We start from the raw sequence: 21,784 nt of genomic DNA, 5'->3' as shown, positions 1-21,784 counted from the left end.
TATATTGAATAAGGTATCATGATAAAACACTATTTGAAAGTAGCCTTTCGCAATTTGGCAAAATACAAGACACAGACCCTTGTCAGTATCATTGGATTAGCTGTCGGTTTCACTTGTTTTGCGCTGTCTGTCTTATGGATTCGTTATGAAATGACTTACGACACTTTCCATGAGGGAGCCGACCGTATCTATATGGTACGTGCGCATTATACTGATTCTCCGGGTAGCATATCCAATTCCACTCCTTACCCTTTATCGAGTTATTTGCAGGAGAAAATGCCGGAGATTGAAGTTGCTGCTTCCACTTCCATATATCGGGAAATGAAATTTCGTATGGGAGATAATGAGCACGAAGTAGTAATGGCTGCGGCAGATTCTGTTTTCATGAACTTTTTCAATATACAGTTGCTGAAAGGTACGGTCAACTTCCTGAAGGAGAATGACCCGGAAATTGCTATTACAGAGGAGTTTGCCCGAAAACTTTTCGGTAATGAAGAAGATGCTTTGGGAAAAGAAGTGGAGTTGAACGGACGTTCCCGTAAGATAGGTGCCATTGTGAGCGGATGGTCCCGTCATTCTAATATACCATACAGTGTATTGGTTTCGGCAAGACATTATCCACGTTGGGGCAGCAAAGGAGAACAGTTGTTTGTTCGTGTTCGTGCAGGAGTGGACAGGGATACTTTTCAAAAGAAGATAGATAGCATCGATTTGTTGAATATCCCCAAGGAAAGTGAACTCTCGAAACTGCTGATAACACCTGTTTCAGCTTTGCGTTATTCGGATTATGTTTCCAAAGTAGATGTCGTCATTTCTTTCAGTTATATTTTTTACTTCTCATTGGCAGGCGGATTGGTTATCATCTGTTCGTTATTCAATTACCTGACGCTTTATATCAGTCGGCTCTGCATGCGCAGTCGTGAGATGGCACTTCGTAAAGTAAATGGTGCGAGTAATGCCTCCTTGTCGGTTCAGTTTGGCATTGAACTGTTCCTGATTTTATGCATTGCCCTGCTATGCGGACTGTTGATGATAGAACTGAGTATGTCCCGATTCCTGAATTTTACGCAGATAGAGGCTGGTTCCTACTACGGGGAGATTATGGTGTATCTTCTGGTTGTAATCATCTTGTCTTTCCTGTTTGCGCAGATTCCGTTATCTTATTTTCGTCGTCGGACGTTGCAGGAAGCGATCAAAGGGAAGGTGGTAACTGCCAGACCTTATTTGTTTCGTAAGATAGGAATCATCATGCAGTTGGTTGTCAGTCTTGCTTTTATCTTTTGTACGGTTGTCATGATGAAGCAGCTTTATTTTCTGAAGAATACGGATTTAGGGATGGAGCGTCATAATATTGGCAATGTAGCCTTGTGGAATGGAGACATTAAGCAATGGCCGGGAAAGATAGCGGCTTTGCCTATGGTAACGGAGACTTTGCCTCCTTCATATTTCCCGATTATTCCTACAGGACCGATGATGTATGTCGAGATAAACAACTGGGATGATTCGCCGAAAGTGGTGGAAGAAGCTGTAACTGTCGGCATGTTACCTGGCAAAGAAGAGTTCTTTCAATTCTATGATTTGAAATTACTTGAAGGGGAGTTTATATCAGACAAGAATCAAGGAAATGAAGTTGTGATAGATGAGAATACGTGCCACAAGTTTGGGTGGAAACAAGCTTTGGGCAAAAGCTTCTATTATGAGCAGAATGGTCAACGCCGTGGATACAAGGTCGTTGGAGTAGTCAGGAACTTAAGTTACCGGCCTCCTACGAGTGAACCCGGGCTGGTTGCCTTTCAGCATCCTAAAGCACAAGAATATCTGTTGAATCGTGCCAGCATTCTTTTTAAATTTAGAGAAGGTATGTGGAATGAATGTCGTGCGGCTATAGAGAAGCTGCACAAAGAAGAATTTCCGAATGCCTATATGCGGTTGTTCAATGAAGAAGAGGAATACAATAAACATCTCCGCTCTGAAGATGCACTGATGAAGCTGTTGGGTTTTGTATCGTTGGTTTGCGTTATTATTTCTGTATTCGGAGTTTTCTCATTGGTGACGCTCTCTTGTGAACAACGACAAAAAGAAATAGCTATACGAAAGGTGAATGGAGCACAAATTCGTCATATCCTCCATCTGTTTTTCCGGGAATATTTATTGTTGCTGATCATTGCTGCTGTTATTGCATTCCCTGTAGGATACGCTGTGATGAGGAAATGGATTGATAATTATGTAAGGCAAACGGCAATAGATGGCTGGATATACATAGGTATCTTTGTGGTGGTAGCTATTATTCTTTTACTTAGCATCATCTGGAGAGTATGGAAAGCTGCCCGCCAAAATCCGGCAGAAATAATCAAAAGCGAATAACATAAACACAATGCTATGATATATCATTATTTGAAAATAGCTTTTCGTAATCTGATAAAGTACAAAACGCAGAGTATCGTAAGTATTGTCGGTCTGGCAATTGGTTTTACCTGTTTTGCGTTATCAGTGCTGTGGATACGTTATGAAATGACGTATGATGACTTTCATGAGGGATCAGAACGCATCTACTTGGCAGGCAATAAATTTGCATTGCAGGGAGATGGCTTTTCTTATCTTTCATCCAGTTTATTGGCAGATTATTTGGATAAGAACTGCCCGGAGGTGGAGAAAGCATGTCATGTGATGGCAGGTTCTGAAGCGGAGCCGGTACTATATCAGAAGACAGAGTATCAGATGATGCAGTTAAATGTCGATTCCAGCTTTGTCTCTATGTTCAACATAACTGTGTTGAATGGAGATAATCAGTTAAGGCTGGGAAAGAACCAGATTGCTATAACTGATAAAGCGGCCAAACGAATATTCGGAGATGAATTACCAATTGGCAAGCAAATAACCTTACCGGAAAATGATCATGCGGAAATGACAATTGTCGCGGTTGTGAAGTCGTGGGAAGGGCACTCTATATATCCTTTTGATATTCTACTACCTTATCCAGACTGGGAAGCACATTGGGGAAGGCAGCAATGTCATACTCTTTTCCGTGTTTACCCCGATACCGACATAAAAGCGTTGGAACAGAGACTGGCAGAATATAAGGTACAACAAGATTCGCATGAGCAGACCATATCTACTCCTATCGCTCTCTTGTCAACATTACGAAGTACTCATCCACAAGAAAATGTGAATGTCAAGTTGAATCATGTGCGTCTTTTTGCATGTATTGGGGTTTTAGTTATCATCTGTGGACTATGCAATTATTTAACGATGCTGATTACCCGTATTCGGATGCGTAAACGCGAATTGGCATTGAGAAAAGTGAACGGGGCTTCCAATGCCGGCCTGTTGTCATTGCTTCTTTCTGAATTGATATTGTTACTTGTTATATCATCGGGCATAGGAGCTATGTTGCTCGAACTGACCCTGCCTGTTTTTAAACGCTTGTCGCAGATTGACGAGAGTACTTCATTTTTCTATGGTGAAGTAAGTCTGTATATCCTGTCGTTGCTTGTGATGACAACGGGAGTTGCTGCCATATTTGTATACTATGCCAACAAACGGACTTTGCTTGACAGTATCAGACACAAATCAAATCTTCATCTTTCCGGTTGGTTTTATAAAGTAAGTATTTTGTTTCAACTCTTTATTAGTATCGGTTTTGTATTTTGCACTTTGGTCATGATGAAGCAGTTAAACTACCTGTTGAATTCTAATGAGCTCGGACTGGAAAGGCATAATGTAGGAGTAATTGGTTCTACTTATGGATTTGAGAATGTTCCGTTTGAGAAAATACTGGATCAGATGCCTGATATCACAGAACGTCTGTATGGCTTTTATACTCCTATCCCTAAAATGATATTTTCTACACATGAAGTAAATGAATGGGAAGGTCAAACCGATAAAGAACAACGCGTAAATGTAGAGAGTGAAACAATCAATCAGGAATTTGCAGACTTTTTCCAGGTCGGACTTATTGAAGGCAGTATGCTGGATGAGAAAGACGGAAAAGAGGCGGTTGTAGTGAATGAGTCTGCTGTAAAGGCTTTCGGATGGAATCAGCCGATAGGAAAGAAAATACGTATGGGCATTGATGAGGTATGTACGGTAAAGGGAGTTATTAAGGATATCTGTTATAATGCTCCCATACATCCGGTGACTCCCGCTGTTTTCTCTTTGGGTAGTAATAAGGATAGAGGGAATTTCATTTTTAAGTTTAAGGAAGGTACATGGAGTACCGTTTCTAAAAAACTAAAAGAAGAGGCACATAAGGTCAATCCGAATGCAGACCTATTTCTGATTAATATGGAAGAGAGGTATAACGATTTTATGAAGTCGGAAAATACGATGATTAAGTTGCTGAGTGTTGTTTCTTTTATCTGTATCATCATTGCCGTATTTGGTATATTTTCCTTAGTGACGTTATCATGCGAACAGCGCCGGAAAGAAATTGCTATTCGGAAAGTAAACGGTGCAAGTGTAAAGGTTATTTTGAATTTATTCTTTAAAGAGTATCTGATTCTCCTTATCATTTCGTCATTCACGGCCTTCCCATTAGGCTACCTCATTATGAAACACTGGCTTGAAGGATATGTAAAGCAGACGCCGATAAGCTTTTGGATGTATGGAGGAATATTTGCCGGTATGCTACTTATTATATTTCTTAGCATCATCTGGAGAGTATGGAAAGCCGCCCGCCAAAATCCGGCAGAAGTAATCAAGAGCGAATAACATCATTATTAAATAAAAGTAATATGAAGAACCAATTGTCTGCTATCAGGACTTTATTCCGCTTCAGAACTTATATATGGTGATTAATGTTATTCGTCAACGGTATCGGGAGATTGCATTACGTAAGGTGAATGGTGCCACAGGCAGGCAAGTTGCTTTATTATTTGGTAAAAAGTATCTTTATATTTTGGGAGCCTCATTTGTCATCGCTATTCCTTTGGTCTATTATATTATTGATGACTATACTAAAGACTTTGCAGTGAAGGCTCCGATAGGAGCAGGGATTTTTGTGACAGGCTTCATCCTTACTTTGCTTGTCTCTCTGGGTACATTACTCTGGCAGGTACGCAAAGCTGTCCGCATCAATCCGGCATTGATAATGAAAAGTGAATAAAGTAAGATACTACTGGAAGATAAAAACGTCCTTTTTTGCCGTCATCCGTCACTTTTCTTACTAAATCTTTATAAATCAAATAAATAGGAGTAATGGCAAGCGGTGACGGCAAGGTGATGGTAACATCTGAGAGGATTCTTACCGTCACTTTTGCTACCTTGTTTTGTTTGCTGGAACGACTGTATTTACCGGAGCCCAGCTACGACATTTAGTACTAAATGATCTGTTCTTTAAGGTGCTATCAATGCTTGTTTATTGTTTTTTGCCAGTAACATCGCTTCGTTTCACGTACGTGGTCCCATCGTTTTACGTGCATGATTCCATGGGCTCACATACGTGATCCGAACGCTTCACGTACATGGAACGAGAGTATGTACCTTACAAAATTTATTAATAAGGCTTTGTTATACTATTAAAGCCCGTATCATATGGGTTAATATACAGTAGGTTGGATGGTGCGTGTCCGGTAATGGCGGTGCATTGGCAACTTATGCTTCCATAAGTTATTTCGTATTTAAAATGAAATGATTTTCTGCTTTTATAAGAGAAGATCATTAGAAAAAATTATCTTTGCAATATTCTTTATTTTATTTCAAATGGAATACATATGAACAAGATGAGAGTTTTTATATGGCTTATTGCTTTGATTGGTTTTAGTGCATGTCAGTCGAAAAGTGGGCAGACTACGGAACAAGAAAATGTAGATAGTCTGACTGTTGCCCCAACAGAAGAAGAGAAAACAATAACCGGAGTAGTAGGAGATGCTTCCATGCATAATTTCATGCTGGTCACTCTAGAAGGAGATACCCTGTTTGTCAGTACAATGGATCAGGAACCGGGCGATGTCAGTGGTTTCGAATCAGGAGATACGGTTCGGGTGGACTATATCGAAGAAGAGGAAGAACCGGGATCGAGTACGATACCTACAGCAAAGAAAGTGACGGTGATTGGTAAAAAGGCCGAATCGGACAACTAATTTTATTTATAATCTAACTGTAACAAGAAAAATGAAAAAGAAAATGTTGGCAGCCACTCTGTTGACGAGCTTATTGGCTGCTTGCGGGGGCAACTCCACATCAATTGTGGGTGCATGGGTAGAACCGGTACCGGGAATGGAAGGACAAGTACAAGGCATTAATATAGAGGAGGGTGGTATTGCTTCTTCTGTCAATATGGCTACACTGGTCTATGAAAGTTGGAAACAAGAAGGAGACCAATTGGTTCTGACAGGAAAAAGTATTGGCAATGGACAGACAATTGAATTTGCAGACACGATGGCTATCAAGAAACTGACGCCCGATTCTTTGATTCTGGATAATCAGGGGATGGAAATCCGTTATGCGAAACAGAAATAAAATGACCAGGGAAGTGAAATACCTTCACGTATAAAAATAAAAAAAGCTACTTTCCCGAAAATATGACAAAGAGGAAAGCAGCTTCTTTTTATAAGGTATTAAGTGCTGACTACAAAAGGTCTAAAGCCTTGAAAGCTTTTACTAACTTTTCTACCGCACTGTCTATCTGTTCTTTAGTGTGAGTAGCCATCAGTGCCACACGTACCAATGTATCCTGTGGAGCACATGCCGGTGGAATAACCGGATTGATGAATACACCTTCGTCGAAAGCTAATTTGGTAACCATGAAAGTCTTTTCCGTATCACGTACGTAAAGAGGAATGATGGGAGATTCGGTAGCGCCAATCTCGAAACCGGCTTCACGGAAACGCTTCAAAGCATAGTTGGTTGCTTCCCACAGAGCGTTCAGTCTTTCCGGTTCATTCTGGATGATGTGCAGAGCTTCCAAAGCAGAAGCTGTTGCTGCCGGAGTATTGGATGCACTGAAAATATAAGTACGTGCATTATGGCGCAGCCAGTTGATGATAGAAGAATCAGCGGCGATGAAACCACCGATGGAAGCCAGTGACTTGCTGAAAGTACCCATGATCAGGTCTACCTCGTGAGTCAGACCGAAATGATCGCAAACACCACGTCCCTGTTTTCCAAATACACCCAGACCGTGAGCTTCGTCTACCATGATGGTAGCATTGTATTTGTGTTTCAGACGAACGATTTCGGGCAAATTAGCCAAATCACCTTCCATAGAGAACACACCGTCTACTATGATCAGTTTGACTGAATCCGGATTGCACTTCTGAAGTTGCTTTTCCAGATCCGCCATATCGTTGTGCTTGTATTTTAATTGCTGAGAGAATGAGAGACGGCGGCCATCTACGATAGATGCGTGGTCACGGTCATCACATATAATATAATCATTGCGGTCAGTCAGACATGAGATAACGCCGGAATTAACCGTAAAACCGGTAGAGAAGCAGAGTGCTTCATCTTTGCCCACAAAGGCAGCCAGTTCTTTTTCTAGTTGAACATGAAGGTCGAGCGTACCATTCAAAAAACGTGAACCGGCACAACCGGAACCGTATTTACGCATGGCTTTGATACCTGCTTCAATCACTCTTTCATCTCCCGTAAGGCCAGTGTACGCGTTGGACCCGAACATTAACACATGTTGTCCGCCCATTTCTACTTCTGTACCCTGCTTTCCCTCAATCTCACGGAAATATGGGTAAACGCCCTGTGCCATAAATTTCTGTGGCAGGTCGTATTTAGCTAACTTCTCTTGTAATAATCCCATGAATTATAATTTATTATACTCATACTCAGATCATTCGCTGATGATCCAATTTCCTTTTATCTTAACAAGTGTTTAAAACAGGGGGCAAAGATAACAAAATTTGCTTTTATCTGTTCTTTTTAAAAGAAAAAAGTTGCTCTCATGAGATTAGAAACCTCTAATAGCTCAAAATTTAATATATTTGTATTACTTTTGTCGTCTACAATTGACAAAGATTAGCATGAACGAAAGAATGAAAAGAATAATATTCGTCGTCAATCCTATTTCGGGAACACAAAGTAAAGAATTGATTCTTAGCTTGCTGGATGAAAAAATAGATAAGGCGAGATACACTTGGGAAGTAGTGTATACAGAAAGGGCCGGTCATGCAGTAGAGATAGCCGCCAAAGCTGCGGAAGAGAAAGCAGACGTGGTGGTCGCTATCGGGGGGGACGGAACAATTAATGAAATAGCTCGTTCGCTGGTACATACGGATACCGCATTAGGAATTATTCCATGCGGATCGGGTAATGGACTGGCCCGGCATCTGCATATACCCATGGAACCTAAAAAGGCACTGGAAGTGCTGAACGAGGGGTGTCTGGATACAATAGACTATGGTAAGATCAACGGCACAGATTTCTTTTGTACGTGTGGAGTAGGGTTCGATGCATTTGTCAGTTTGAAGTTTGCCCATGCCGGTAAGCGCGGACCGTTGACCTATCTGGAAAAGACATTGCAGGAAAGTCTTAAGTATCAGCCCGAAACGTATGAACTGGAAACAGAAAACGGAGTCAGTAAGTATAAAGCTTTTCTGATTGCCTGCGGAAACGCATCACAATATGGAAATAATGCCTATATAGCCCCGCAGGCTACATTGACGGACGGTTTGCTGGATGTGACGATTCTGGAACCTTTCACCGTTCTGGATGTGCCTTCGCTCGCTTTTCAGTTATTCAATAAAACAATCGATCAAAACAGTCGGATCAAGACATTCCGTTGTAAGAAGTTGTGCATCCGCCGGGCTGCACCGGGAGTCGTGCATTTTGACGGTGATCCGATGCAGACGGAGGCAGAAGTGAATATCGAACTTATCAAAAGCGGACTGCGGGTAGTGGTTCCGAAGACAGAAGAAAAAGATGCAGCCAATGTTCTGCAGAGGGCACAGGAATATGTGAACGGAATAAAGCTGATTAACGAGGCAATCGTGGACAATATAACAGACAAAAACAAGAAAATATTGAAAAAGCTGACAAAGAAAGTCTGAAATAAATGCCGAATTCTGATTTATTGTGTACTTTTGCAAGCTACTTAACGAAAAATATCATAAATATTAGAAAATATGTTCAGAACGCACACATGTGGAGAACTGAGAATCTCCGATGTAAATAAACAAATCACGCTGTCTGGATGGGTACAGCGCAGCCGTAAAATGGGAGGTATGACTTTCATTGACCTTCGCGACCGTTACGGTATCACCCAATTGGTTTTTAATGAAGAAATTAATGCTGAACTTTGCGACCGTGCCAATAAACTGGGTCGTGAATTCGTCATTCAGATCACAGGAACAGTGAATGAACGTTTCAGCAAGAACGCAAACATTCCTACAGGAGACATTGAAATTATCGTTTCCGAACTGAACGTTCTGAATACTGCCATGACTCCTCCGTTTACGATTGAGGATAATACAGACGGCGGCGATGATATCCGCATGAAATACCGTTACCTGGATTTGCGTCGTAATGCCGTGCGTTCTAATCTGGAATTACGTCATAAGATGACGATCGAAGTTCGCAAGTATCTTGATAGTCTGGGCTTTATAGAAGTAGAAACCCCTGTATTGATCGGCTCTACTCCGGAAGGTGCACGTGACTTTGTGGTGCCTTCACGTATGAATCCCGGACAATTTTATGCACTTCCTCAATCTCCGCAGACTCTGAAGCAGTTGCTGATGGTGTCCGGTTTCGACCGCTATTTCCAGATTGCAAAGTGTTTCCGTGACGAGGACCTGCGTGCCGACCGTCAACCGGAATTTACACAGATTGACTGTGAAATGAGTTTCGTAGAGCAGGAAGATATCATCTCTACTTTTGAAGGAATGGCCAAACATCTGTTCAAGACGCTTCGTGGCGTTGAACTGACTGAACCGTTCCAGCGTATGCCTTGGGCAGACGCTATGAAATATTATGGTAGCGATAAACCGGATTTGCGTTTCGGCATGAAGTTCGTAGAGCTGATGGATATCATGAAAGGACATGGTTTCTCAGTATTCGATAATGCTGCTTATGTAGGCGGTATCTGTGCAGAAGGAGCGGCAACTTATACCCGCAAGCAACTGGATGCTCTGACTGAATTCGTCAAGAAGCCTCAGATTGGTGCGAAAGGTATGGTTTATGCTCGTGTAGAAGCAGACGGTACGGTGAAATCGAGTGTGGACAAGTTCTATACACAAGAAGTGCTGCAACAGATGAAAGAAGCATTTGGTGCCAAGCCGGGTGATTTGATCCTGATTCTGTCCGGTGACGACGTGATGAAAACACGTAAGCAACTTTGCGAACTCCGTCTGGAGATGGGAGCACAGTTGGGATTGCGTGATAAGAATAAATTTGTTTGCCTTTGGGTTATTGACTTCCCGATGTTCGAATGGAGCGAGGAAGAAGGCCGTCTGATGGCTATGCACCATCCGTTTACACATCCGAAAGAAGAAGATATTCCATTGCTGGATACTGATCCGGCTGCCGTACGTGCCGATGCTTATGATATGGTTGTCAACGGTGTGGAAGTTGGTGGAGGATCAATTCGTATTCACGATGCCCAGTTGCAAGCCAAAATGTTCGAGATTCTGGGCTTCACTCCGGAGAAGGCACAGGCTCAGTTCGGCTTCCTGATGAACGCATTTAAGTATGGTGCACCTCCTCACGGTGGTCTGGCATACGGACTCGATCGTTGGGTTTCTCTTTTCGCTGGTCTGGATTCTATCCGCGACTGTATCGCATTCCCGAAAAATAACTCAGGACGTGATGTAATGTTGGATGCTCCTTCTGAAATTGATCAGACTCAACTTGATGAACTCAACCTGATCGTTGATATCAAAGAAAATAAGTAAACGATGAACAAATATCGTTCTCTTTATAATACCACCCTGTCACTTATAATTAATTTATTATTGGTGATGGGGTGCTTTATTCTCTGTCGTGTCATCTTTTTGATAGAAAATCTGAAGGCTTTTTCCGATCTTACTGCCGGACGAATCTGGAGGATGTTTGAAGGAGGATTCCTGTTTGATACTTCAGCTATTCTTTATACGAATCTTTTGTATATCTTCTTGATGCTGATTCCATTGCATTATAAGGAAAATGCGGTATATCAGAAGATAACCAAGGGGATTTTTGTGACAACCAACCTGATTGTCATTATAATGAACCTGATGGATACGGTTTATTTCCAATATACGCATCGGAGAACGACCGCGTCTGTATTCAGTGAATTCAAGAATGAGGGGAATCTGGGAGGTATTATAGGGACAGAATTGGTGAATCATTGGTATCTGACTCTGTTTGCCATTGCCTTCGGGTATGCCCTGTTCAAGCTGTATCGCAAGCCGAAGCCGGTAAAGGTAGACCGCCTGCCGCTTTATTATGGCGTTCATTTGCTTACTTTGGCGCTTGGAGTGTACTTGTGCATCGGCGGAATGCGCGGTGGATTTACCGGTATGGTTCGTCCTATTACAATCAGCAACGCCAATAAGTATGTAGACCGCCCGATGGAGACGGGAATCGTACTGAATACGCCTTTTTCTATCTTCCGTACGTTTGGGAAGACTTCATTTGCCATCCCTCAATACTTCGATAAAGAGAAAATGGAGGCTTTGTACACTCCCGTGCACATGCCTGCAGATAGTGTACAGTTCCGACCGCTGAATGTCGTTGTCTTTATTCTGGAAAGTTTCAGCAAAGAGAACAGCGGCTTCCTGAATGAAGAACTGGACAATGGGACATACAAGGGCTATATGCCTTTCCTTGACTCATTGATGGCTGAAGGGCTGACTTTTAAATACTCATTCTCTAACGGAATGAAAAGTATCGATGGAATGCCTTCCGTATTATCGGGAATCCCGATGTTTATAGAGCCGTTCTTTCTGACGCCTTCTTCCTTGAATACAGTATCCAGTATAGGCGGAGAACTGGGTAAAAAAGGATATTATACCGCTTTCTTTCATGGGGCGGATAACGGTTCCATGGGATTCGAGGCTTTTGCGCGGACGGCAGGATATACTCATTACTTCGGTCGTACGGAGTATAATGAGGCTAATCCGGACAACAAGGATTTTGACGGCCATTGGGGAATTTGGGATGAGAAGTTTTTCCAGTTCTTTGGCAATACCTTGTCTGGCTTTCAGCAACCCTTTGCTGCTGCACTGTTCAGCCTTTCTTCCCATCATCCGTTTGCAGTTCCGGCGGAATACGAAGGTGTTTTCCCGAAAGGAAACAAACCTATTCGCCAGTGTATCGGATATACGGACAATGCTTTGAAATTATTCTTCGAAAAGGTATCAAAAGAACCGTGGTACAAGAATACTCTGTTCGTTTTCACAGCAGATCATACAAACTCTCCGGAACGTCCGGAATATGAGACGGAGAGCGGATTGTTCTCTGTTCCTGTCGTGTTTTATCAGCCGGGAAGTGACTTGAAAGGTTTCCGCAAAGACGTGATTGCCCAGCAGATTGATATTATGCCTACCGTATTGGGCTATTTAGGGTACGACAAGCCTTTCGTTTCCTTTGGATGTGATTTGCTGAATACGCCTGCCGAGGATACTTATGCTGTCAACTATATCAATGGAATCTATCAGTTCTTTAAAGGTGATTATTTATTGCAGTTTGATGGCCGGAACACCGTAGCCATGTATGCATTCAAGACGGATAAACTGTTGGAACATAATCTTCTGGGACAGGTGGATGTGCAGCAGTCGATGGAGGATGAACTGAAAGCAATCATCCAGCAGTACATGATACGGATGAATAACGACGAACTTGTGGTGAAATGAAAGAATCGGTGCGCATATTTCGCTTTATAGTCATCGGAACGATGAATGCTTTGATCATGGCCCTTGTTGTGTGGCTGATGATGAGAGAAATGTCATTCGAAGGAGACTATATGGTAGCTAACGTAACAGCGTATGTTATAGCCCAGATTCATAATTTTATCTGGTGCAAGTATTGGATATTTCCTGTAGAAAAGAGGAAGAACAATGTATGGAAACAAATATTGTTTTTCTGTTCTGCCTTCGGTGTAGCTTACACTGCGCAGTTTTTATTCCTTGTTTTGTTGGTAGAAGGGTTGGATGTCAATGAGTATCTGGCTCAGTTCTTGGGATTGTTTATCTACGGGGCCGCTAATTTTATCGCTAATAAGAAGATTACTTTCCAATAAAAGAGGATATAAGTGCGGAGGTCCGCAAGAGTTGCCGTTCAGGCTTCTGCTCTTGCGGACCTCTGTATTGTTTTATCTATCGTTCATGGTGTCATTCTTCAATCCAGAAACCGTTTGGTCAGCCCGTCATATTCATCAATTCGGCGGTCGCGGAGGAAGGGCCACCAACGGCGGACGTTCTCCGAACGTTCCATGTCTATTTCAACGACTATATTTTCCGGACAATCGTTGCCTGCCTGTGCCAGAAACTCTCCCTGTGGTCCGGCTACGAAACTGTTTCCCCAAAACTGGATACCGTTGGTTTGCCCGGAAGGGTCGGATTCATGTCCTACACGATTGACGGAGATAACCGGAAGCCCGTTTGCAACTGCGTGAGCACGCTGGGAGATAATCCATGCATTGAGCTGACGGGCTTTTTCGTCATCCGTATCGCTGCTTTCCCAGCCGATGGCGGTAGGATAGATCAAAAGTTCGGCACCTTTCAGAGCCATCAGTCGGGCAGCTTCCGGATACCATTGATCCCAGCATACCAGTACGCCCAGTTTCCCCAGGGAAGTCTGAATGGGTTCGAAACCGATGTCTCCGGGAGTAAAATAGAACTTCTCATAATAGGCCGGATCATCCGGAATGTGCATTTTCCGGTATTTTCCGGCAATGCTTCCGTCGCGGTCGAAAACGACAGCCGTGTTGTGATACAGTCCCGGCGCACGTTTTTCAAAGAGTGAAGCAACGAGCACTACTTTATTGGCAGCTGCCAGTTCGGAGTAGAAGCCTGTGGATGGTCCGGGAATAGGTTCAGCAAGGTCAAACAGATGGGTGTTTTCTGTCTGACAGAAATAAAGCGAATTGTGCAGCTCCTGCAGCACGATCAGTTGCGCTCCATGAGCGGCACACGCTTCAATGCTTTTAGCAAGGTTCATCAGGTTCACCCGAATGTCTGCGGTATTGGATTGTTGGATTAATCCTACTTTTATCTTTCTCATGATGAATAATTATTAATATGCTGATTGACTGAAAAGTCCGTTATAGGATAACGCCTAACGGATATTGCATCGTAACACAATGCAGGGAACCGTGCTGTTTGATTAATGCCCGGCAGTCAATCCCGATGATTTCGTGTTCAGGGAATGCCTGCTGCAATACTTCTGCCGCTTTCCGGTCATGATCCGGCTGCTGATAAGTAGGGTAAAGGATGGCATCATTCATAATCAGGAAATTGGCATAGGTGGCAGGCAGCCGTTCACCGTCTTCTTCTATCTTGTCTGCCATTGGCAACGCCAGCAGGCGGTAGGGTTCTCCTGCCAATGTACGGAATGTTTTTAATTGTTCCTCCATGGCACGCAATGCTTCATAATGCTCGTCTTCTTTGTTGTCACATTTTACGTAGGCAATGGTGTCTGTGGAACAGAAACGCGCTAAGGTATCGACGTGACTGTCGGTATCGTCGCCGGCCAGATAGCCGTGATCCAGCCAAAGCACTTTTTGCAGATGGAAAGTTGATTTGAGGTATTCTTCTATTTCTACCTGATTCAGTTTTCCGTTCCGGTTGGGAGAGAGCAGGCATTCGGTGGTGGTAAGCAGTGTGCCCATGCCGTCACTTTCGATAGAGCCTCCTTCAAGAACGAAGTCCAGGCAGTCGATATACTGACCTCTCAGAGCTCCGGCTTTTACGGCCTGTCCGGTGATCAGATTGTCCAGCTCGGAGGCAAATTTCAATCCCCAGCCATTGAAGGTAAAGTCGAGCAGGGAAGGGTTGCCGGTATCTATCATGGTGATAGCTCCGTGGTCGCGTGCCCATGTATCGTTCGTTTCGCATTTCAGAAAGCGTACATTGTCCATGTTTACGGTAGAGGCAATCTGCTTCCTAACCTCTTCGGGCTCAGGAGTCACAATTAATAATAACTCACGCTTTGCTATTTCTTTGGCAATGTTTACAAAGCATTCTTGTACTTCTGTCAGCATATAGGCCCAATCTGTACCGGCATGCGGCCATGTCAGCTGTATGCCGCTTTGCAAGTGCCATTCGGCAGGCAGATGAGGTGCTCTCATCTCTACCTGTACAGTCATATTCTTACCAAAGTTCAATTGCAAATCTTTTTCCGAGCCGCTGGGGCTGGGAAGTCCAACCATGATTCCCATTAGATTATAATCTATTTAGTTATAAAATCAGTTTATAAAATGAGGATGTATCATCCTTTTGACACATCTGTTATGCTTTAGCTTCCTGTTTCGGTTTCCGGTCGAAGAACGGATTCTTTGAAGACGCACTTACCGGAATGGCCATAACCATCTTGCAGTCTTTCAGCCAATGAAGGCGTTGTGCTGCCAGTCCGGCTGAGAACATGACACGTGTGTCTACACGCATATCGGCTGCTGTGGCACAGGCGGAACCGATGGCGATGCCTACATCGATGCTGTTCAATGCGCAGGGGACGTCTTCCGTACGTCCGGCACATGTCGCAAATCCGCAATGTCCGCAATTCAATCCTTGCGCTTGTTCGCGTGTACCTATCAGTACAACACATTCGGCACTCAGGATGTTGTCGGCATCCCGAAGGAAAAACTTCATGCCGTGTTCTTCTACCATAGCTATCATTTTGTCCGACAGCAGTTTGATTTCTTCATCCGTGATCAAAGCCACTTCAATGACATCTATTCCTTTCCCTTTCGGAGCAGTACGTGCGGCGGTCATCATCTGGCGTGCTACCTGTAATATATGCTCGTGACGGGCATCTCTTTCATTCAGTATCATAACTTTTCTCGAATTAATTAGTGAGGCAAAGATAACGTTTTTCAAGAAAATAGTACCTTTGCCGGAAAGAAAGAATTGAAAACACCATGCTACATATCAACAATGCTTGTATCGCTTTTGGGACAGAAGTGCTTTTCTCCGGGTTAAATCTGAATCTGGAGAGGGGAGAAACGGCCTGTATTGTAGGACAGTCCGGTTGCGGAAAGACTTCATTGCTGAATGCGGTGATGGGTTTTGTTCCTTTGAAGGAAGGGACTATCAAAGTAGGGGATACCTTGCTGGACAAATCAACGATTGATATAGTCCGCCGGCAGATTGCATGGATTCCACAGGAATTGGCTTTACCCTTTGAATGGGTAAAGGAAATGGTGGCTCTTCCGTTTGACCTGAAAATTAATCGTTCTGCTCCTTTCTCGGAAGAGAGGCTTTATGATTATTTTGATGAGTTGGGACTGGAGCATGATTTATATGCGAAGAGGGTGAATGAAGTCTCTGGTGGCCAACGGCAGCGTATCATGTTGGCGGTAGCTGCCATGCTCAACAAGCCTTTGATTATTATTGATGAACCGACATCGGCATTGGATGCCGGATCAACGGACAAAGTGCTGGCTTTCTTCCGGCGGCAGGCAGAGAAGGGGGCGGCTGTATTAGCTGTATCCCACGATAAAGACTTTGCTTCGGGCTGTCATTATTTAATAGAACTATAAACGAAATTTAATACTAGCATAAAGGGGATTTATTTTGGGAACCATCGACATATCATACTATAATTTGTTTATCGGCCTGCTTTTGCTTGCCATTCCATTCTTTTATCTCTGGAAATTCAGGACCGGTTTGCTGAAACCTGCTGTGACAGGTACGCTTCGAATGATTGTCCAGTTGTTTTTTATCGGCATCTATCTGAAATATCTTTTCTTATGGAATAATCCTTGGATCAATTTCCTTTGGGTGATTATTATGATATTCGTTGCCGGGCAGACAGCACTGGTACGTACTCAACTGAAACGGAGCATTCTGCTGATCCCTATCTCGGTAGGCTTTTTTTGCAGTGTGGTAGTGGTGGGATTGTATTTTATCGGTATTGTCCTCCAGCTGGATAACATATTCAGCGCTCAATACTTTATTCCGGTATTTGGAATTTTAATGGGAAATATGCTTTCGAGTAATGTGATCGCATTGAATACCTATTATAGCGGATTGAAACGGGAACAGCAGTTGTATCGCTATTTATTGGGGAACGGTGCCACACGGCAGGAAGCTCAGGCTCCCTTTATAAAACAAGCTATTATCAAGTCGTTCAGCCCTTTGATCGCGAATATTGCAGTGATGGGACTGGTCGCTCTTCCGGGTACGATGATCGGACAGATTCTGGGAGGCAGTAGTCCGAATGTAGCGATTAAATATCAGATGATGATCATGGTAATCACCTTTACGGCATCTATGTTATCACTGATGATAACCATTTCACTGGCTTCCCGACGCTCCTTTGATGCATACGGGAAACTGTTGGAAGTAACGAAAGAAACGAAGAAATGACAATCATTGACCGGATATTCCAAAAAGTAGCAGAACTGTCCATCCCGCATTTTTTCATTACCGTGGAGTTCCCGGCAATTGGAAATGAAATGCCGGAACGTATCGAGACCTTCTTATGGGAGAAATACCGGGCAATTCTTCGTGGTGCAAGCGGTCGCAAATTTGTCTATACAGAAGGAGAGTGGCGTCTTATTTTCACTTTCTTTCCTACAAACAAAGTCGTGGATGAGCGATATGCACTGAAAAATAAGGTGCAGATGAAGTTTCACAAATAAAAGGAGATTCGCTTCCCAAAAGAAATCTGGTGAGTGGTTACTTTCCTTTCAGCTTCTCCCGCATGCAGCGAAGCTGAACGAATTGTTCTCCTGGCTGTATATATCCGCTTTTCAACATCCGTTCTGAAATTTGGAATTTATCAAGATGATGGCGTATATACTTTTCTAAACCAATGGATTGCTTTTTGACGAAAGACTCAAACTCAACCTTTCCATCTTCGTGAATAAATACTTTCGCTTTAATCGTACGGAGCCCCGAATCTTTGCAATGCTTGGCTTCTGCTTTGTCTATCCAAAAGATAGCGGTAGCTTTTACCGTATCTACTATGCAAGTTTCCGTACCATCAACGCTCATGTTTTCAGCGATGGAATCATCGGAATTCTGATTCTGTTTCTGTTTCATTTGACAGGAAACAGCCAAAATAATTACTAAACAGCAGGATAGAATTGTTTTCATCGTGTTCTAAATTAAAGGATATGCGACAAATTTACTAAAAAAACGATAACATAGGAGTTTATTCCTATTTTATTTGCTATATTTGCAACCAAATTTTCTCTAAATAATGAAAATTAAGGAAATAGTAAGCGCCCTTGAACGATTCGCGCCTCTGCCATTGCAAGACGGTTTTGATAATGCCGGCCTGCAAATCGGATTGACAGATGCGGAAGCAACAGGGGCTTTGTTGTGTCTTGACGTTACCGAAGCTGTGTTGGATGAAGCTATCGCGTTGGGATACAATCTCGTCATATCGCATCATCCTTTAATATTTAAAGGTTATAAATCCATTACCGGCAAAGATTATGTGGAACGCTGTATACTGAAAGCAATAAAGAATGATATTGTGATCTATTCAGCACATACCAATCTTGACAATGCACAGGGTGGGGTGAATTATAAGATAGCCGAAAAGATCGGGCTGAAAGACTTGAAAGTTCTTGAGCCGAAGGAAAATAGCCTGATGAAGCTGGTGACTTTTGTTCCTGCCGCTCAGGCTGATATGGTAAGAAATGCACTTTTTGCTGCCGGTTGCGGCAATATCGGCAATTATGACTCATGCAGCTACAATCTGGAAGGTGAAGGAACATTCCGTGCCAAAGAAGGAACACATCCTTTCTGTGGAACAATAGGGGAGCTTCATCGCGAAGGAGAGGTGAGAATAGAAACCATTCTTCCTGTATTCAAAAAGTCAGAAGTAATCAGAACGCTGTTGTCTGTTCATCCTTATGAAGAACCTGCATTCGACTTGTATCTGTTGCAAAATGACTGGACACAGGCAGGATCGGGAATTGTTGGCGAACTGGAAGAGCCGGAGACGGAACTGGAATTCCTGAAACGTATAAAGAAAACGTTTGAAGTAGGATGCCTGCGTCATAATAAACTGACAGGCAGGGAAATACGGAAAGTGGCATTGTGTGGGGGTGCAGGAGCATTCTTGCTCTCACAGGCCATCCGGTCGGGAGCTGATGTTTTTATTACAGGTGAAATTAAGTATCATGATTATTTTGGCCACGAAGGAGATATCCTGATGGCAGAAATCGGTCATTACGAAAGCGAACAATATACAAAAGAAATTTTTTATTCCATAATCCGGGATTTATTTCCTAATTTTGCGCTCCAATTGAGTAAAATAAATACGAATCCCATAAAATATTTATAAGTAAAATGGCTAGAGAAGCAAAAAAAGATCCGACTGAGTTGACGGTAGAACAGAAGTTGAAAACACTGTTCCAACTGCAAACTATGTTGTCTAAAATTGATGAAATCAAGACATTGAGAGGTGAACTTCCATTGGAAGTGCAGGACCTTGAAGATGAAATCGCTGGTTTGAGTACCCGTATCGACAAAATCAAAGCTGAAGTGGATGAACTGAAATCTGCTATTGCAGGCAAGAGAGTAGAAATTGAAACGGCAAGGGCTTCAGTAGAAAAATATAAGTCACAACAAGACAACGTCCGCAACAACCGTGAATATGATTTCCTGACAAAGGAAATCGAATTCCAGAGTCTGGAAATCGAACTTTGCGAAAAGAGAATCAAAGAGTTCAGCGCAGACAGAGAAGAGAAAGAAGCTGAAGTAGTTAAGAACGAACAAATACTCAGTGAAAGACAGAAAGACCTCGAACAGAAGAAGAGTGAACTGGACGAAATTATCTCTGAAACCAAACAGGAAGAAGAAAAACTGAGAGATAAAGCTAAAGATCTGGAAACTAAGATCGAACCGCGTTTGTTGCAGTCGTTCAAACGTATCCGTAAGAACTCTCGCAATGGATTGGGTGTTGTATATGTACAGCGTGACGCATGTGGCGGTTGCTTTAACAAGATTCCGCCTCAGAGACAACTGGATATCCGTTCTCGTAAGAAAGTGATCGTTTGCGAATATTGCGGACGTATCATGATCGACCCGGAATTGGCTGGTATACAGATTGAACATAAAGTAGAGGAAGCTCCGGCTACTACTACCAAAAGAGCAATCAGAAGAAAAACAGCTGAATAAGATACTAAGTTTGAATCTATATTCGAAAGCTCCGCATTTGTGCGGGGCTTTTTTTGTTTCTTCTAACTTTACTGCCCCTCTAAACAAACCTAACCTTGAATTGTTATCTTTTCATTTCATAAAAACCTGAACTGAATATGAATGTACGAGCGTGGAGTGTATCACTCCTTTTGTTTCTTTCGACTGTAACTGCGGTTGGACAAACAGTGAACCGCTATTTGAATACTCCTCTTCCTAAAGAATGGGAAGAGAGTGGAACAGTGTTTCAACAGACTCTTCCGGTGGACGATCACTGGTGGAAGTCTTTTCAGGACACCAAGCTGGACTCTTTGATTGCTTTGGCAGTAGACCGAAATTACTCCGTAGCAATGGCTATTAACCGTATAGCCGCCGCACGTGCCAACCTTTGGGCAGAGCGCGGAAATTTCTTTCCATCTATCGGACTGAATGCCGGGTGGACCCGACAGGAAACCAGTGGAAATACCAGTAGTTTACCTCAATCTACCGAGCATTATTATGATGCTGCAGTTAGTATGAGCTGGGAAATCGATGTCTTCGGCAGTATCCGCAAGCGGGTAAAAGCACAAAAAGAAAACTTTGCTGCCAGTAAAGAAGAGTATGCAGCGGTTATGGTGTCTATGGCAGCAGAAGTAGCCTCAGCCTATATTAACCTGCGGGAATTGCAACAGGAACTTGAAGTGGTAAATAAGAATGTTGCTTCGCAGGAAGAAGTTTTGAAAATCACGGAAGTACGTTATAATACCGGACTTGTTGCCAAACTGGATGTAGCACAGGCCAAATCTGTTTTGTACAGTACCAAAGCCTCCATACCACAATTGGAAGCAGGTATCAATCAATATATTACGACACTGGCTGTTTTGTTGGGGATGTATCCGCAGGAAATACGCCCTGTATTGGAAATCACCGGAACCTTGCCTGATTACATGGAACCGATAGGGGTGGGTATGCCGGTTGATTTGTTACTGAGAAGACCGGATATACGAGGTGCGGAGAGAAGTGTGAATGCTCAGGCCGCATTGCTCGGCGCATCCAAATCCGATTGGTTGCCGAAGGTCTTTCTGAAAGGTTCGTTTGGATATGCAGCCCGTGATTTGAATGATCTGGTGAAAAGCAAAAGTATGACTTATGAGATTGCTCCTTCATTGAGCTGGACAATCTTTAGCGGGGGGCAACTGGTAAATGCAACAAGACTGGCGAAGGCGCAGTTGGATGAATCTATCAATCAATTTAATCAGACGGTTCTGACTGCAGTACAAGAAACGGATAATGCCATGAACTCCTACCGGAATTCGATCAAGCAGATTGTAGCTTTGCGGGAAGTACGTAATCAGGGTGTCGAAACCTTGAAGCTTTCACTAGAACTTTATAAACAAGGACTTTCTCCTTTCCAGAATGTGCTTGATGCACAGCGGTCTCTGTTATCTTATGAGAATCAATTGGTACAGGCGCAGGGAAGCTCGTTACTGCAACTGATAAATCTTTATAAAGCACTGGGAGGCGGTTGGAGAGAATAAAAGAATCTATAAATAAAATATAACCTA

The 21,784-nt window shown here is 43.0% G+C and carries 20 protein-coding genes; 15 read left to right on the top strand and 5 right to left on the bottom strand.

Translation table 11 applies throughout. The annotated features are described in order from the left end of the window. The first annotated feature begins 18 nt into the window (after positions 1–18). The 5 genes from K6V30_RS16310 to K6V30_RS16290 all read left to right on the top strand — a co-directional run bounded on the left by K6V30_RS16310 (position 19) and on the right by K6V30_RS16290 (position 6,459). Positions 19–2,364: an ABC transporter permease gene (locus K6V30_RS16310; RefSeq protein ID WP_055268874.1), complete on the top strand. Its 2,346-nt coding sequence runs from the start codon at positions 19–21 to the stop codon at positions 2,362–2,364. A 15-nt stretch (positions 2,365–2,379) separates the two neighbouring features. Then, positions 2,380–4,710 (top strand): ABC transporter permease, encoded by a 2,331-nt coding sequence (locus tag K6V30_RS16305; RefSeq protein ID WP_055268875.1) that lies wholly within the window; start codon positions 2,380–2,382, stop codon positions 4,708–4,710. Positions 4,711–4,786: 76 nt separating this feature from the next. Further along, a complete protein-coding gene (locus K6V30_RS16300) occupies positions 4,787–5,104 on the top strand; it encodes an ABC transporter permease (protein ID WP_055268876.1) in 318 nt (105 codons plus the stop codon). A gap of 607 nt (positions 5,105–5,711) precedes the next feature. After that, positions 5,712–6,080 carry a hypothetical protein gene (locus K6V30_RS16295; protein ID WP_010538041.1) on the top strand — a complete coding sequence of 123 codons (369 nt, stop codon included), beginning with the start codon at positions 5,712–5,714 and terminating at the stop codon, positions 6,078–6,080. A 31-nt stretch (positions 6,081–6,111) separates the two neighbouring features. After that, positions 6,112–6,459, top strand: a complete 348-nt coding sequence (locus K6V30_RS16290) for a lipocalin-like domain-containing protein (protein WP_010538040.1) — start codon at positions 6,112–6,114, stop codon at positions 6,457–6,459. Positions 6,460–6,568: 109 nt separating this feature from the next. Here the strand turns inward: K6V30_RS16290 and spt are convergent, their stop codons facing one another. Continuing rightward, positions 6,569–7,753, bottom strand: a complete 1,185-nt coding sequence (gene spt, locus K6V30_RS16285) for a serine palmitoyltransferase (RefSeq protein WP_010538039.1) — start codon at positions 7,751–7,753, stop codon at positions 6,569–6,571. A 220-nt stretch (positions 7,754–7,973) separates the two neighbouring features. Here spt and K6V30_RS16280 point away from each other — a divergent pair, with 220 nt between their 5' ends. From K6V30_RS16280 to K6V30_RS16265, 4 genes are all read left to right on the top strand, one after another. Next, complete coding sequence (locus tag K6V30_RS16280; protein WP_010538038.1) at positions 7,974–8,999, top strand: diacylglycerol/lipid kinase family protein; 1,026 nt, start codon at positions 7,974–7,976, stop codon at positions 8,997–8,999. Between the two features lie 75 nt (positions 9,000–9,074). Beyond that, positions 9,075–10,838, top strand: coding sequence for an aspartate--tRNA ligase (gene aspS / locus K6V30_RS16275; protein WP_010538037.1), 1,764 nt, complete (start codon positions 9,075–9,077; stop codon positions 10,836–10,838). Between the two features lie 3 nt (positions 10,839–10,841). After that, on the top strand, positions 10,842–12,779 hold the full coding sequence (locus K6V30_RS16270; protein WP_055268877.1) for an LTA synthase family protein: 1,938 nt from the start codon (positions 10,842–10,844) through the stop codon (positions 12,777–12,779). Next, complete coding sequence (locus K6V30_RS16265) at positions 12,776–13,165, top strand: GtrA family protein (RefSeq protein WP_010538035.1); 390 nt, start codon at positions 12,776–12,778, stop codon at positions 13,163–13,165. Before K6V30_RS16270 ends, K6V30_RS16265 begins: the two co-directional genes overlap by 4 nt. A 98-nt stretch (positions 13,166–13,263) precedes the next feature. On the opposite strand, the gene K6V30_RS16260 is transcribed toward K6V30_RS16265, so the two are convergent. The 3 genes from K6V30_RS16260 to K6V30_RS16250 all read right to left on the bottom strand — a co-directional run bounded on the left by K6V30_RS16260 (position 13,264) and on the right by K6V30_RS16250 (position 15,917). Next, the gene (locus tag K6V30_RS16260; RefSeq protein WP_010538034.1) at positions 13,264–14,148 is read right to left on the bottom strand and encodes a carbon-nitrogen hydrolase; all 885 of its coding nucleotides are present in this window, start codon (positions 14,146–14,148) and stop codon (positions 13,264–13,266) included. A 40-nt stretch (positions 14,149–14,188) separates the two neighbouring features. Next, a complete protein-coding gene (locus K6V30_RS16255) occupies positions 14,189–15,304 on the bottom strand; it encodes an agmatine deiminase family protein (protein ID WP_055268878.1) in 1,116 nt (371 codons plus the stop codon). A 70-nt stretch (positions 15,305–15,374) separates the two neighbouring features. Then, positions 15,375–15,917: a ferredoxin domain-containing protein gene (locus K6V30_RS16250; RefSeq protein ID WP_010538032.1), complete on the bottom strand. Its 543-nt coding sequence runs from the start codon at positions 15,915–15,917 to the stop codon at positions 15,375–15,377. A gap of 86 nt (positions 15,918–16,003) precedes the next feature. Here K6V30_RS16250 and K6V30_RS16245 point away from each other — a divergent pair, with 86 nt between their 5' ends. From K6V30_RS16245 to K6V30_RS16235, 3 genes are read left to right on the top strand one after another with little or no spacing between them, the layout of a single operon-like run. After that, the gene (locus K6V30_RS16245; protein ID WP_010538031.1) at positions 16,004–16,624 is read left to right on the top strand and encodes an ABC transporter ATP-binding protein; all 621 of its coding nucleotides are present in this window, start codon (positions 16,004–16,006) and stop codon (positions 16,622–16,624) included. Positions 16,625–16,658: 34 nt separating this feature from the next. Then, complete coding sequence (locus K6V30_RS16240; protein WP_010538030.1) at positions 16,659–17,453, top strand: ABC transporter permease; 795 nt, start codon at positions 16,659–16,661, stop codon at positions 17,451–17,453. Further along, positions 17,450–17,728 (top strand): hypothetical protein, encoded by a 279-nt coding sequence (locus K6V30_RS16235; protein ID WP_010538029.1) that lies wholly within the window; start codon positions 17,450–17,452, stop codon positions 17,726–17,728. Before K6V30_RS16240 ends, K6V30_RS16235 begins: the two co-directional genes overlap by 4 nt. 37 nt (positions 17,729–17,765) lie before the next feature. On the opposite strand, the gene K6V30_RS16230 is transcribed toward K6V30_RS16235, so the two are convergent. Beyond that, the gene (locus tag K6V30_RS16230) at positions 17,766–18,185 is read right to left on the bottom strand and encodes a DUF4891 domain-containing protein (protein ID WP_022301770.1); all 420 of its coding nucleotides are present in this window, start codon (positions 18,183–18,185) and stop codon (positions 17,766–17,768) included. A 106-nt stretch (positions 18,186–18,291) separates the two neighbouring features. Here K6V30_RS16230 and K6V30_RS16225 point away from each other — a divergent pair, with 106 nt between their 5' ends. The 3 genes from K6V30_RS16225 (at position 18,292) to K6V30_RS16215 (ending at position 21,757) form a co-directional block, all read left to right on the top strand. After that, positions 18,292–19,386, top strand: coding sequence for a Nif3-like dinuclear metal center hexameric protein (locus K6V30_RS16225; protein ID WP_010538027.1), 1,095 nt, complete (start codon positions 18,292–18,294; stop codon positions 19,384–19,386). Between the two features lie 5 nt (positions 19,387–19,391). Beyond that, positions 19,392–20,222, top strand: coding sequence for a zinc ribbon domain-containing protein (locus K6V30_RS16220; RefSeq protein WP_010538026.1), 831 nt, complete (start codon positions 19,392–19,394; stop codon positions 20,220–20,222). A gap of 137 nt (positions 20,223–20,359) precedes the next feature. Then, positions 20,360–21,757 carry an efflux transporter outer membrane subunit gene (locus tag K6V30_RS16215; RefSeq protein ID WP_055268879.1) on the top strand — a complete coding sequence of 466 codons (1,398 nt, stop codon included), beginning with the start codon at positions 20,360–20,362 and terminating at the stop codon, positions 21,755–21,757. Positions 21,758–21,784 lie beyond the last annotated feature (27 nt).

The sequence above is a fragment of the Bacteroides faecis genome (genome assembly GCF_020091505.1).
In the GTDB taxonomy this organism is placed as follows: Bacteria; Bacteroidota; Bacteroidia; order Bacteroidales; family Bacteroidaceae; genus Bacteroides; species Bacteroides faecis.
This window is presented reverse-complemented; position numbering and strand designations above follow the sequence as displayed.